This is a genomic window from Thioclava sp. F1Mire-8, assembly GCF_002213165.1.
GTDB lineage: Bacteria > Pseudomonadota > Alphaproteobacteria > Rhodobacterales > Rhodobacteraceae > Thioclava > Thioclava nitratireducens.
Genome location: NZ_NBNY01000001.1, coordinates 769820 through 783521 on the forward strand (window position 1 = coordinate 769820; position 13702 = coordinate 783521).

Annotated in this window: 14 protein-coding genes; 3 read left to right on the top strand and 11 right to left on the bottom strand. The window is 64.5% G+C overall.

Features of this window, described 5'->3' with window-relative positions; genetic code table 11:
- Positions 1–2: 2 nt before the first annotated feature.
- The 11 genes from B6V75_RS03605 to B6V75_RS03655 all read right to left on the bottom strand — a co-directional run bounded on the left by B6V75_RS03605 (position 3) and on the right by B6V75_RS03655 (position 10726).
- A complete protein-coding gene (locus tag B6V75_RS03605) occupies positions 3–1382 on the bottom strand; it encodes an MBL fold metallo-hydrolase (RefSeq protein ID WP_088718746.1) in 1380 nt (459 codons plus the stop codon).
- On the bottom strand, positions 1351–2349 hold the full coding sequence (locus tag B6V75_RS03610) for an LOG family protein (protein ID WP_088718747.1): 999 nt from the start codon (positions 2347–2349) through the stop codon (positions 1351–1353). Before B6V75_RS03610 ends, B6V75_RS03605 begins: the two co-directional genes overlap by 32 nt.
- 14 nt (positions 2350–2363) lie before the next feature.
- Positions 2364–2537 (bottom strand): F0F1 ATP synthase subunit gamma, encoded by a 174-nt coding sequence (locus tag B6V75_RS03615; RefSeq protein ID WP_146735104.1) that lies wholly within the window; start codon positions 2535–2537, stop codon positions 2364–2366.
- 354 nt (positions 2538–2891) lie between these two features.
- Positions 2892–3656 carry an alpha/beta fold hydrolase gene (locus B6V75_RS03620; RefSeq protein ID WP_075774707.1) on the bottom strand — a complete coding sequence of 255 codons (765 nt, stop codon included), beginning with the start codon at positions 3654–3656 and terminating at the stop codon, positions 2892–2894.
- Positions 3657–3687: 31 nt separating this feature from the next.
- Complete coding sequence (hisD, locus tag B6V75_RS03625) at positions 3688–4998, bottom strand: histidinol dehydrogenase (protein ID WP_088718749.1); 1311 nt, start codon at positions 4996–4998, stop codon at positions 3688–3690.
- A gap of 14 nt (positions 4999–5012) precedes the next feature.
- Positions 5013–5882: an ABC transporter permease subunit gene (locus B6V75_RS03630; protein WP_075774705.1), complete on the bottom strand. Its 870-nt coding sequence runs from the start codon at positions 5880–5882 to the stop codon at positions 5013–5015.
- Positions 5879–6667, bottom strand: coding sequence for an ATP-binding cassette domain-containing protein (locus tag B6V75_RS03635; RefSeq protein ID WP_075774704.1), 789 nt, complete (start codon positions 6665–6667; stop codon positions 5879–5881). Before B6V75_RS03635 ends, B6V75_RS03630 begins: the two co-directional genes overlap by 4 nt.
- 64 nt (positions 6668–6731) lie before the next feature.
- A complete protein-coding gene (tauA, locus tag B6V75_RS03640; RefSeq protein WP_088718750.1) occupies positions 6732–7721 on the bottom strand; it encodes a taurine ABC transporter substrate-binding protein in 990 nt (329 codons plus the stop codon).
- Positions 7722–7771: 50 nt separating this feature from the next.
- Positions 7772–8494, bottom strand: coding sequence for an amino acid racemase (locus B6V75_RS03645; protein ID WP_088718751.1), 723 nt, complete (start codon positions 8492–8494; stop codon positions 7772–7774).
- Positions 8491–9699, bottom strand: a complete 1209-nt coding sequence (locus B6V75_RS03650; protein WP_088718752.1) for an aminotransferase class I/II-fold pyridoxal phosphate-dependent enzyme — start codon at positions 9697–9699, stop codon at positions 8491–8493. Before B6V75_RS03650 ends, B6V75_RS03645 begins: the two co-directional genes overlap by 4 nt.
- A gap of 4 nt (positions 9700–9703) precedes the next feature.
- Positions 9704–10726 (bottom strand): D-cysteine desulfhydrase, encoded by a 1023-nt coding sequence (locus tag B6V75_RS03655; protein WP_088718753.1) that lies wholly within the window; start codon positions 10724–10726, stop codon positions 9704–9706.
- Between the two features lie 108 nt (positions 10727–10834).
- On the opposite strand from B6V75_RS03655, the gene B6V75_RS03660 reads away from it, so the two are divergent.
- From B6V75_RS03660 to B6V75_RS03670, 3 genes are all read left to right on the top strand, one after another.
- Positions 10835–11725, top strand: coding sequence for a LysR family transcriptional regulator (locus tag B6V75_RS03660; RefSeq protein WP_088718754.1), 891 nt, complete (start codon positions 10835–10837; stop codon positions 11723–11725).
- A gap of 232 nt (positions 11726–11957) precedes the next feature.
- The gene (locus tag B6V75_RS03665; protein ID WP_088718755.1) at positions 11958–12713 is read left to right on the top strand and encodes a hypothetical protein; all 756 of its coding nucleotides are present in this window, start codon (positions 11958–11960) and stop codon (positions 12711–12713) included.
- Between the two features lie 88 nt (positions 12714–12801).
- On the top strand, positions 12802–13629 hold the full coding sequence (locus tag B6V75_RS03670) for a hypothetical protein (RefSeq protein WP_088718756.1): 828 nt from the start codon (positions 12802–12804) through the stop codon (positions 13627–13629).
- Positions 13630–13702 lie beyond the last annotated feature (73 nt).

Sequence of the window (13702 nt, forward strand, 5' to 3'; positions counted from 1 at the left end):
GGCTAGAGCTCGAAGCTGTGATGCAGCTCGGGCATAACGACCTTCGCCGGGTCGAGCCCTTTCGCGAAGACCTCCATCGACTTTTTCTCGCCATGCACGAGGAAGATCTTTTCCGGGTGGCGGGTGCGGGCCAGCCAGCGTTTCAGATCGCTCTGGTCGGCATGGGCGGAAAAGCCGTTGATCGTGTGGATCTGCGCACGCACCGGGATCTCCTCGCCGAAAAGCTTCACATGTTTCGCCCCGTCCACGATGATCCGCGCGAGCGTCCCTTCGGCGGCGTAACCCACGAAGATCACCGCGCTTTCTTGCCGCGCGAGATTGTGGCGCAGGTGGTGGCGCACGCGCCCGCCCGTGCACATCCCCGAACCCGCCATGATCACCGCGCCCGAGCGGATCTCGTTGAGTGCGATCGAATCCTGCGTCTCGCGGGTGAAATGCAGCTCGGGCAGCTGGAACGGGTCGCGCCCCTTGTGAATGATATTGGCCAGTTCCGGGCGCAGCGCCTCGTCATGGCGCGCGAAGATCCGGGTCGCGGAGATCGCCATCGGAGAGTCGAGGAACACCCGCAGCGATTTCTCGATCTCGCCCGAGGCCATCCCATCGCGCAGGAACCACAGCAACTCCTGCGCACGCTCCAGCGCGAAGGTCGGGATGATGACATTGCCGCCCCGCCCCGTGGTCGCGCGGATCGCGGCGAGGAATTCCGCGATCGAGGCCTCGAGCCCGCGATGGTCGCGCTCGCCATAGGTGGTTTCCATCACCACGATATCTGCATCCTCCGGCGGGTCGGCATCGTTGAGAAGCGGGCGATTGTCGGGGCCCAGATCGCCCGAGAACAGAACCTTTCGGCTGCGGCCATGCTCGGTCAGGTCAAGCCGGATCGAGGCCGAACCGAGGATATGGCCCGCGTCGAAAAAGGTCGCCTCGATCCCGTCAAACAGCGATAGCGTCTTGCGATAAGTCGCGTTGCGCCCGAACCGATCGACCGCGTCGAGCGCATCCATCGTGTCGTAAAGCGCCTCACGCGACCCGCCGCGCCGCCCATGGCGGTGATGACGGCGCGCCTCTTCCTCTTGCAGATGCGCCGCGTCGAGCATCACCAGTCGCGCCAGATCGCGCGTGGCCGAGGTCGCGATGATCTCGCCCTTGAAGCCGCGCTTGACCAGAAGCGGGAGCCGCCCGCAGTGATCGAGATGGGCATGGGTCAGCAATACCATGTCGATCTCTGAGGGCTCGAAGCCGAATTTCGCGGCGTTGTCTTCGACCAGTTCCGAGCGGCCCTGGAACATGCCGCAATCGATCAGGATCTTGCGCCCCGCGCATTCGACGAGATGGCAGGAGCCCGTCACCTCATGCGCGGCACCGTGAAATGAAATCTTCATCCTCTCCTCCCATTGGTTCGTCGATATTGCGACCGAACTGCGCATACCAACGCCCGATATCCTCCCAGATCTCCTCGGCGCTTTCGGCATACCAGAACAGGTCGCGGTCCTCGGGGTCGATCACCCCCTCCTCCACAAGGAAATCCGGATCGAAGACCCGGCTCCAATACTCGCGCCCGACAAGGATCACCGGCAGCGGGCGGATCTTGCGGGTCTGGATCAGCGTGAGCGTCTCGAACAGTTCGTCGAGCGTGCCATAGCCGCCCGGAAACACCACGAGCGCCCGTGCTCGCATCAGGAAATGAAGCTTGCGCAGGGCGAAATAGCGGAAGCGGAAGCACAGGCCGGGCGTGATGTAGGGGTTGGGGAATTGCTCGTGCGGGAGCGTAATATTGAGCCCCACCGTGCGCGCGCCCGCATCATAGGCGCCGCGATTGGCGGCCTCCATCATCCCCGGCCCGCCGCCGGTGACGATCACCAGCCGGTTGCCATGCGGGCCCTCGCGCGCGCCGACGATCCGGCCGAAGGCGCGGGCGACGTCGTAATAGCGACTTTTCGCGGCGACGCGTCTGGCAATCTCGACGCGTCGCGTCAGGTCGTCATTGCCCGGATCGGCCGCGCTGCGGGCCTCCATCTCGGCCAGCTTCTCATGCGCGGCTTGCGGTTCGGGGATCCGGGTGCCGCCGAAGACCACGATCGAATGGGCGATGCCCTGTTCGCGCAGCAGCGTCTCGGCCTTCTGGTAATCGAGCTGCAGGCGCGCGCCGCGCATGTCGTCGCGGTTGAGGAAATCGACATCCTCATCGGCCTGCAAGTAATTCGGATGCGCCATGATCTCGCGGGTCAGATCGGGGGCGCGGACATCCTCGTGGCTGGGCTTGGGCTCGCACCACGGCAGATCGACCTCGCGCGCCACGTCATCGGCGGGCTGGGGCTTGGTGCGTTCCCCTTCGATTGTCTCCGACATCGGCTCCTCCTCGATTACCGAACCGGCGGGCTTGCGGTGGCAAGCTCCACGATCTCCTCGGTGATTTCGTCCTGCCGCAGGCTGCGCGAGGTTTGGATCAGCTCGGTCAGCGTGTCGGAGGTATTGTCCTGAGCGGCGATCATTGCGCGCATCCGGTCCTTGTCAACGGCGGAGTAAAATCCGGCCACGGTAGCGGCGGGGTGCTCCTGCTGCGGGCGACGGTGAAATCGCTAGGCTGACCCTTCTGTCAACCCGGGAGATTTATTGGCTTAATCACCTGTGCGGACTACCGAAAAATTCCCTGCCGCGCCGAATTCGAATATCTAGCCCTGGAACACCCAGATGTAGCAAAAACCAAGAGGCCACGCAGAAGAACAATAACGCATGCAATGCCTTAAGCATGAAGGCAAGACCGATCAACTCCTTACCGCCGGCAGCCAAAGTTCTCGCAAGAGATTGATTTCAAAGATCAAAGCCCAGAGTTCGCTCTGGGCTTTCTGTTTTCCGGCTTCCCGTCGCGGCGCGGCGATTTCAGCGTCCTGCTAAAAGTCTGCCGCATCCAGGAAATCGCCGACCAGCCTGTTGAACCGGTCCGGTTTCTCCATGTGAACGTTATGCGCGCAGCCGGGCATCACGGCGAGATCCGCCCCCGGGATGCCGCGCCAGAGCGCTTCGGGCTGCGTCCAGTCATAGGAGCGGTCGCGGCTGCCCCAAAGGACGAGGGTCGGGCTTGCGATCGCGCCAAGAGCGGGCGTGCCATCCCAAGCTTCCCAGGCCGTGAGGCTTGCGAGCGCGGCCTGCTGGCGCGCCTTCTGCCCGAGCGACAGGCAGAGCGGAAAACCCTCCGCCGCCTCTCCCTGCCGGAACCATGTCGCCGCGATCCGCCGCGCGGTCGCGGGCACCCCGTCGCGCAGAAGCCGTTCACGGGATTGCGCGATCGTCTCGAACCGGCCCGGCATCACGCCGCGCGGCCCGGTGCCGTAGAGTATCAGCTTGCGGATGCGCGTGGGGGCCAGCCGGATCATCTCCTGCACGACCATGCCGCCCATCGAATGGCCGAGAAGATCGAAGCGCTCGACCTCGAGCCGATCGAGAAGTCCGAGCACCATGCGCGCGTGACCTTCGATGCTCTCGGGCGCCTCCAGCGCTGCGCTTGCCCCGAACCCCGCGAGATCGGGACATATGACATCGCGGAACGGGCTGAAATGCGCAAGCTGCGCGTCCCACATTGCGCTGCCGCCGAGATAGCCGTGCACGAGGACGAGGGGCGGCCCGTTGCCTGCCCGGGTGAAGGACAATTCCGGCATCCCTGCCTCCCCTCTCCGTCCGCGCTCCGCGTCAGCCCTGGACCTGCGCCGGACGCAGGTCGAAATGCTCCTCGGGGAAGAACTTGGAGAGCCGGATATCGGCGGACCGCGCATGCCCCTCCATCCCTTCGAGCCGCGAGATTCGTGCCGTCGCCTCCGCGAGCGGTCGGGCCGCCTCGCGGGTGGCGCGCTGCCAGGTGATCGTCTTCATGAACTTGTGCACCGAGAGCCCGCCAGTGTAGCGCGCGGCCCCAGAGGTCGGCAGCACATGATTGGGGCCCGATGTCTTGTCACCGAAGGCTACGGTCGTCTCTTCGCCGAGAAACAGCGAGCCGTAGGATTTCAGCCGGGCCAGCCACCAGTCGAGATCCCGACACTGCACGTGCAGATGCTCGGGCGCGAGTTGATCGGCGAACCGCGCCATCTCCTCGGCGCCGTCGCACAGGATGACTTCCGCGAAATCCGCCCAGGACGCTTTCGCGCTATGGCGATTGAGTTCCGGCAGGGTCTCTATCAGCTCCGGCACGAGGCGCATGACCTGATCGGCCAGAGCGCGATCGGAGGTGACGAGCCAGACGGGCGAGTTGTAGCCATGCTCCGCCTGCCCCACAAGATCATAGGCGACCATCTCGGGATCCGCCGTCGCATCGGCGATCACCATGCTGTCGGTCGGGCCAGCGAACATGTCGATGCCGATCTGGCCGAAGAGGATCCGCTTGGCCTCAGCGACATATTGGTTGCCGGGTCCGACGAGGATATCCGCCTTGGGCAGGCCGAACAGACCATTGGCCATTGCGGCCACCCCCTGCACGCCGCCCATCGAGAGGATCACGTCGGCGCCGCACAGGTCCATCGCGTAGAGGATCGCGGGCGGGATGCCGAGACCGGGCCGCGGCGGCGAACAGGCGGTGATGTGGGGCACGCCCGCGACCTTGGCAGTGGTGATCGTCATGATCGCGCTGGCAACGTGGCTGTAGCGCCCGCCGGGCACGTAGCAACCGGTGGCCGAGACCGGGATCTGCTTCTGCCCGGCGGTCAGGCCCGGAAGTATCTCGATCGTGCAATCGGTGACCGTCGCGCGCTGCGCCTCGGCGAAGCGGCGCACGTTGTTATGGGCAAACTGGATATCGGCCTTGAGCTGCTCGGGCACGGCGGCGCTGGCGGCGGCGCGCTGCTCCGGGGTGACGACGATCTCGCCGGTCCATTTGTCGAGTTCTCTTGCATAGTCACGCGCCGCGTCCTCGCCGCCGGCCGCGATCTTCGCCAGCATCTTCGAGACGATGTCATGCACGCCTTCCTGATCCGCCTCGGCTGTCCGGACGGCTTTCTTCAAGTAGATCATGGTGGTTCTTCCCGTTACATTCTGCCCTTCCAGGGCACGAGGCGACGCTCGACGAAGCGCATCAAAAGATCGAAAGCGAAGGCAATCGCGGCGATCACGAAGATCCCCATGATCACGACCGGTGTCTGCAGGAACTGGCTGGCGGAGAGCACCATATAGCCAAGCCCCTTGGTCGAGGCGACCATCTCCGCGGCGACCAGCGTGGTCCAGCCGAAGCCGACCCCGATCCGCATCGCCGTCAGGATCTCCGGCATCGCGGAGGGCATGATGACATAGCGCATCACCTGCCAGCGTGTCGCACCGAAGGAATAGGCGGCGTGGATCTGCTCGATCGCGGCGGATTTCACGCCAGAGCGCGCCCCCAGCACGACCGGCGCGAAGACCGACAGGAAGATCAGCAGGACCTTGGAGGTCTCGCCGATGCCGAACCAGATGATCATCAGCGGCAGGTAGGCGAGCGGCGGAATCGGCCGGTAGAACTCGATCGGCGGGTCGAAAATGCCGCGCATGATCGGGCTCATCCCCATCGCGAGCCCCAACGGAATCCCGATCACGCAAGCCAGCAGGAAGGCGCCGAAGACTCGCACAGTCGAGATCACTACGTGATCGAGAAACGAGGTGCCAGTATAGCCGTCGCTCCAGACCGAGAGAAACTTCGACACGATCGCCATCGGCGAGGGCACGAAGAGCGGCTTCACCCAGCCCATGAAGGTCACGAGCCACCAGACGAAGAAGAAAAACAGGATCGAGCCAATCGAGAGCCACAGCGTATTGCCCTGCCCCGGGACGCCGTAGGTCTGGCCGGGCTTGGTCGCGCGCGAGCGGGAAATCCGCGCCCACAGTCCGGGCGGTTTCGTCGGGGTTTGAGTTGTTTGCTCCGTCATGCCGCGGCCTCTTCGTCGGCGAAGATGATCTTCAGGACTTCTTCGCGAAGTTCGATGAATTTCGGGGAGGCCTTCACCTGTCGGGCGGGCATCCCATCGAGAAACTGCCGCGAGAACGGCAGGTCGAATACGTGGGTGATCCGCCCCGGGCGCGGCGACATGACCACCAGCTTGGTGCCCATGAACAGTGCTTCCTCCACGCTATGCGTGATGAAGAAGACCGATTTATGGGTGTCGTTCCAGATGTTCAGGATCAGTTCCTGCGCCTTTTCGCGGGTCAGCGCGTCGAGCGCGCCCAGCGGCTCGTCCATCAGCAGAACGCGCGGATCGCAGGTAAGCGCGCGGGCGATGCCGACGCGCTGCTGCATCCCGCCGGAAAGCGAGTACACCGGTGCGCCCTGAAACCCGTCGAGCCCGAGCATGCTCAGGAACCTGTTGGCGACCTTCTTGCGCTCGGCCTCGGCGACGCCCTGAATCTGCAGGCCGAAAGCCACGTTGTCCAAAACGTTCAGCCACGGCAGGAGCGCGTGTTTCTGAAACACCACCGCGCGGTCCGCGCCCGGGCCGGAGACCTGCTCGCCATCGAGCATCAGCGCCCCCGAGGACGGCGACAGAAACCCCGCGATCAGGTTGAGAAGCGTGGATTTCCCACACCCCGATGCGCCGAGCGCCACGACGAATTCATCGTCCTCGATTGTCAGGTTGATCCGGCTCAAGGCCTCGACGGGCGGGCGACCATCCGCCGCTGGATAGACGACCGATACGTCCTCGACATTTAATCCCACGTCGCTGCTCCCTCTCGGTTTCTTGGTCCTGCCCGGATCGTATACCCGGGCAGGAAAGACTGTTTCACTTCAGGGCGTCTTCGGCGATCTTCGTATTCACGAAGGCCGAGTAGTCGTCGGCGACACTGTCGATGCGGCCCGCGGATTTCAGGAATTCCGCGGTCGATTTCATGATGTTCGCGGCATTGCCAAGCCAGGTGTCGCTGACCTGTTCGGACAGCGGCACGAAGGTGTAGCCCTTGAGAATGCCGGGGATCTGGTCGGCGCCCGCGCCGGTCACGCTGGCGATCTCCTTGACCTTCTCGTTATCGGGCGTCCAGGCCGAGGGATCGTCCAGATAGGCCTTGTTCGCCGCGTTCATCGCCTTGGCGAAGGCCACCATTTCCTTCTCGTGGGACTCGGCGAACTTGGTGTTCACGGTCCATGCGTTGAAGGTCGGATAGCCCCATTTCGCGGTTTGGGCGGCGCTCACGATACGGCTGCCGGTCTCGAGGATATTTGTCTGCACCGGCGGCCAGATGAAAGCGGCGTCGATCGTGCCCTGATCCCATGCGGCGGCGATCTGGTCCGGCGGCATCGAGATGATGGTCAGATCGGATTCCTTCATCCCGGCATGGGAAATCGCGCCCATCAGCGAGTAATGCGCGGTGGAGCCCACCGGCACCGCGACGCGCTTGCCCTTCAGATCTTCCAGCGATTTGATGCCCGAGCCGTTATGCGCGATCAGGCTCTCGGAATCGCCGATCGCGTAGGACACCATGAACATTTGCAGGTCGACGCCCTGGCTCGCGGCGATCGCCAGCGGCGAGGAGCCAAGTTCCGCGACCTCGACATCACCCGAGGCCATGGCTGCGATCACGTCGGTGCCCGAGTTGAACACCCGCCATTCGATCGTCCAGCCGGTGGCCTTCTCGAAAGCCTTTTCGGCGCGCGCGGCGTTCATCGGGGTCGGATCGCTGAACGTCCCGATCGTCATCGTCTCGGCCCAGAGCGCGGACGTCGAGAGCGTCAGCGCGGCCGCCGCCGTCATCATCATCTTGTTGAATTTGTTCATGTCAGAACCTCCGTTGGTAACATTGCGAGATGTATCTCTCGCTTTGATGGTTATCGCGTTCCACTATCGCTGCGCCCCTCCGCCGGTGCGGTCGCAAAGGCGACGATAGCACTGACCAGCTCGTCGAGCGTGTCAAATACGTCCGCCCGGGGACAGACTGCCTCCGGAATAAGCGAAAATTCGGTGCAGGCGATCATCTGCACAGTTGCGCCGCGCTCGAACAACGCGCTCGAGGCGGCCGCCAGTTTTTCGCGCGCGCCCGGTTGCGGGCCGTCCGCCTTGATCTGGCGGATCGCAGCCAGAAGATCGTCTTCCGCCTCGCTGTAGCGCAGGTCCAGCCCGTGTCGCGCTGCGGCTGAATCGAAGAGTTTCACCTTGCACAGCGCGGGTGAGCCAAGAACGCCGACCCTACCACCCTGCCCGGCCAAGCGTGCGGCCCGGGCAACCGACAGCTCCACCATGTCGAGCACCGGCACGTCGACCGCCGCGCGGATCGCGGGCAGGTAGTGATGCGCGGTGTTGCAGGGGATCGCGAGAGCCTGCGCCCCGCCTGCCACCAACCGGCGCGCCATGTCGGCGAGAACCGGGCCCGGATCTTCGCCCGTACCTTCGATCAGGTGGCGGATACGCGAGGGGACCTGCGGGTTCAGATCCACGATCAGCGGCACATGATCGGCATCGTCGCGCGCCGTCACGCTGGCCAGAACCTTCTGCATAACCAGGATCGTCGCCTCCGGTCCCATGCCGCCCAGAATTCCGACCCGCCGCATCATGCGCTCACCCTGGCGCGGACGCTCTCGACTGCATCGACGATGTGACCTGCGAGATGCGCGCAATCCTCGAGGCTGAACGTCAGCGGCAGGCGCATATCGAAGAGGCTGGCGAGAACCGCATCGGTCTGGGGCAGCTCCTGCGCGGCGACGTAGCGCCAGCTGCGATGATCGGATGTGAAGCCCCGGGGCTGATCGGCCCCGAACCATTTCACCTCGACCCCCGCCTCCGCAAGCCGCGCGATCAGGACCTCGGCCTCGGCAGGCGCAAGGCCGGGCACCCGAAACTGGATCGAGGAGCCGACATAGAATTCCGCCTTCGGTCGACGCGGCAGGCAGATCGCGGGCGAGCGCGTCAGCCCATCGGCCACCAGATCGTAGCGCGCGTTCCACGCGGCAACACTCTGTTCCAGCTGGCGAAGCTGCGGGCGCAGGATCGCCGCGCGCAGATTGTCCATCCGGGCGGACATGTTGGGCGTCTCCAGCCGGATCTTGTCGTAGATCTCGGGCGCGGGCCCGGCCCCATGGCTCTCGTAGTTCATGTAGGAGCCCGACAGGACCGTCGCGCGCGCCATGAATTCGGCGTCATCCGAGGTCAGCAAGCCTCCCTCGCCGGAATTCATGTGCTTGTAGGTCTGGGTGCTGAAACACCCCGCCAGCCCGAAAGAGCCGGACAACCGACCGTTCCACCGCGCCCCCATCGTGTGGGCGCAATCCTCGATCACGGTCAGCCCATGCGCCGTCGCGATCTCCATCAGACGGTCCATGTCGCACAGGTGACCGCGCATATGCGACAGCAGAAGGTGCCGCGCGCCGCTTTGCGCAGCCTTCGTCGCCAGCGCTTCGAGGTCGAGCACCAGATCCTCGGTAATCTCGACCAGAACCGGGACGCCCCCCACCGCCGCGATCGCGCCCGGCACCGGGGCGAGCGTGAAGGCGTTGGTCAGCACGCGATCGCCCGGCATCACCCCCGCGGCGCGCAGGGCGATCTGCATCGCCTGTCCGCCCGAAGCCACCGCGAGGCAATAGCGCGCGCCCTGCCATTGCGCGTATTCGCGCTCCAGCTCCACCACCTCGCTCGCCTCGCCGGGTGCATGGTTGTAGCGATGCAGCCGCCCCGAGCGCATCACCGCCACGGCCGCCTCGATCCCCTCCTCGGGGATCGGGGGCTGCTGGGTGAAGCTCTTGGAGAAGCGCGGCCGGATCATGATCTCAGGCCACCACGAGGGCTTTGTTGGCCTCGGCAAAGACGGTCTCGTAGCCGAACAGCGCCGCGGCGCCGCCGGTATGCAGGAAGACCACGCGCTCGCCTTTCTTGAAATGCCCCTTGCGGCAATAGTCGATCATCCCGGCCGCGCCCTTGCCGGAATAGACCGGGTCGAGAAGGATCCCTTCGAGCTGCGCGAACATGCGGATCGCCTCCAGCGTATCCTCTCGCGGGATGCCGTAACCCTCGCCGACATAGCTGCAATCGGCCACCACGTCCTCGCGGGCCACCACACCGGGGCAGCCCAGCTTCTCGGCGGTCTTCTGCGCCAACGCGAAGACATTGGCCTCCTGCTTGTCCTTCGGCGCGCGCACCCCGAACCCCGTCAGCGGGATCCCGGCATTGATCGCCTTGAGTCCGGTGATCAGCCCGGCCTGCGTGCCCGCCGAGCCGGTCGCCGTCGCGATATGGTCGATCACCAGCCCGCGGTCATTCGCCTGCCCGACCAGTTCGAAGGCGCAGTTCACATAGCCGAGCGCGCCGGTCGCGTTGGAGCCGCCGCCGGGAATGACGTAGACCGTCCGGCCCTCGCCGCGCAGCTTCTCGGCGACCGCCTCCATCTCGGCCTGCATGTCCTTGCCGCCCGCCCGTTTCGACGTCGTCGCCCCATGCAGATGGTCGAGAAGCACGTTGCCGTTCTCGTTGTAATTGGCGTCGTTCGAGCCGGTGCGATCCTCAAGCAGGATATGGCAGGCCATCCCGAGCTTCGCCGCAGCCGCCGCCGTCTGGCGTGCGTGGTTCGACTGGGTCGCGCCCTGGGTCATCACGGTATCGGCGCCCATCGCCTGCGCCTCGGCCATCAGAAATTCCAGCTTGCGCGTCTTGTTGCCACCGGTCGACAGGCCCGTGCAGTCGTCCCGCTTGATCCAGATTTCCGGCCCGCCCAGCTCTTTCGAGAGGCGATCAAGCTTTTCGAGAGGGGTCGGCAGATGCGCCAGATGAACGCGGGGAAAGCGAGCGAGATGCATATGGAGTTCCTTGGGTAACTTGTCTGTATCGAGCGTTGCGCAGATCAATCCCCTATGCAAATTCGAAATTCTTGATATGTTTTGCACTTCTTGCAAGTTAGGGGCGATATGCGACTGGAATGGCTCGAAGACATCCTCGCGATCGAGGATACGGGATCTTTCAGCGGCGCGGCCGAGCGCAGGATGCTCACGCAATCCGCATTCTCGCGCCGAATTAAGCAGATCGAGGATTTCGTCGGCGTCGAATTGTTCGACCGCTCGCACAAGCCGATCCGTCTCAAGCCGACGACGCGGGCACAGCGAGAGCAAATCATGCAGCTGTCGAACGGGCTGCGTCAGCTCGTCGCCGATCTGCGGCGCGGCGACAGCGTGGCAAGCAACCGCGTGGTGATCGCCTGCCAGCACTCGCTGACCACCGGGCATATACCATCGATCCTGCGCAAGATGCCGACAGAGCGCGAGGGGATATATGTCCGCCTGCGCTCGGCCAATCTCGACGCCTGCACGGGGCTACTGCTCTCGCGGCAGGCCAATGTCGCGATCGTCTACCGCACGCCGGACGAAAGAGACGACGCCCGTGCCGATTTTCTCGAGGAGATCACGATCGGCACCGACCGGCTGATCCCGGTCTTCAACTCCAGCCTGCCGAAAGCCGCGCCCGAGGGCGCCGGTCCCGTCGAGACGCCTTACATCGCCTACCCCTCGGACGTTTTCTTCGGCCAAGTGATGGAGCGCAGTATCCTGCCCTATCTCAGCCCGGCGATCCGCTATGCGCCCAAGGTCGAGACGGCACTGACGCTGGCGGCGGTCGAGATGGCGGTGATCGGCATGGGGGTCGCGTGGGTCCCGGAATCGCTCGCGCTGGAGCCGATCACGGCGGGACATCTGGTCGATCTCTCCACGGAACTTCCGGTCTGCGAATTGCAAATCAAGGCGATGCGCCTGCAAGGCAATTACAACCTCGCGGAAGAGACTTTCTGGTCGTCGCTCAGGTCTTGAAAGCCGGTCGTCGCTCAGGCGCCAAATTGCCCGGAACTTGCCGCCGAGATCCATGGAGTGCGGTCGCAACCTCGATCGTGGCAGACGAGGATCGAGAAGCACGGAGTCGGTCTGTGACGCGGTTAGATAGAAATATTCATCATATTGATAGGAATCAAAGTTCGCTCTCTTCTCCTGTGATTTTCTCTGATCGACGCGGGTTCCATGCGTCATCAAAGTGGAGGAAGATGAAATGCGTAATCCATTGTTCACGGGCAAATCTCGCGTCTCGCTCGTCGCTCTTGCAGCGGCGCTGGGAGTCGCGATCGCATGGCAGGCACCGGTCACCGGCCCGCTAAGCTTCGCGGCCAATGCACAGGAGTCCGGCGGCCAAGGGACCGGCAAGGGAAATCAAGGCGGTCAGGGTCAGGGTAGCAAAGGCGCTCAGACCGGGCAATCGCAAGGTCAGGGACAAGGCGGCCCGGGAGAAGATTCCGACGGCAAGGGGCCGCAGGCAGGCGCCCCCTCCTCTTCGGGCGGCGGCAAGCCGACCTGGTCGCAGGAAGGAATTCCGGAGGTCGAACTCGGTCGTCTGAACGTCGCGCGCTCGCCCGAGCACGTAATCGATCAGGCCTATGAAGAAGCACTCGCGTCGATCTCGCCCGAGATGGTCTCCTTCTACAACCTGTCCCTGGACAAGGCGATCGAGGAGCTTTCGCTGAACTGGGACAACGTGAGCTTCATCGACTCGCCGTTGCAGAACCTCGGCCTTCTGCAGGCGACGCTCGACGGCTCGACGCCGCTCGCGAGTTCCGGCGTCTCGAATGATGCCGACACGCTCGCGGCGATCTTCCTCGGCGCGGCGTCGGACAAGAATGTCCCGATCTCGACCGATACGGTAATCGCGGTGACGCAGATCCTCGGGGTTCCGGTGACGGGTACCGCGGCGGCATCCCTCGCTGCAGATGCCGAGGCCGTTCGCATCGCGATCCTCGCCGGGCACGGCTGATCGCATCCGAAACGCAATAGCCCGGACCCGCCCGTCGGCGCGGGGTCCGGGTCCACAGACCCATTTCCAACATAACAAGGAGGCAGTCATGACACGCAAGACTGCAAAACGCGCAACGACCGTAGCCGGCATCGCGCTCATGGCGGGGCTGGGCCTTACCGTGCAGCCCGGCCCGACCTTCGGAACATTCCATCTGTCCGTGCCGAGCGCTCTTGCGCAGGACAGCGGCTCGCATACCGATGGCGATCACACGGATGGCGGCCAGCAGAAGGGCAAGACCGGCGAGGCTGGCCATGGTAGCGGCGGCCACGAGGACGACGGCACGCATGAGGAGAGCGGCGGCCATGGCGGCGCCAGCGGCTCTTCCGGGCAGGGTCAGGGCGGCCCCGGCCCCGATTCCGAGGGCAAGGGTCCGCAAGCCGGCACCCCGTCGGGCACGCGCGGCACCAAGCCCGTCTGGTCCAGCGAAGGAATTCCGGAGGTCGAGCTCGGGCGGCTGAACGTGGCGCGTTCACCCGATCACGTGCTTCAGCGCGCCTATGAGGAAGCCCTGGCGACGATTTCGCCGACCATGGTTTCGTTCTACAACCTGCCGCTCAATCAGGCGATCGACCAGCTTTCGCTGAACTGGGACAACGTCTCCTTCATCGACTCGCCACTGCAAAACCTCGCCCTTCTCAAGGACACGCTGGATGGCAGCTCGGCGCTCTCGAGTCTCGGGGTGACGAACAACACCGCGACGCTGGAGGCGATTTTCCTGGGCACGGCCTCGGACAAGACCGTGCCGATCACGGCCGCCACGGTGACGGCGGTGACGACCATTCTCGGCCAGCCGGTGACGGGCGCGGCAGCGACCAGTCTCGCCGCGCAAGCCGAAGCGGTGCGGATCGCGGTTCTCGCCGGGCATGACGGCTGAGACTCTATGGAACCTAGGCAACACTCTGCCCTCGCGTAAAGCGTGGGCAGAGAATTTCACTTCTGCTTGCACG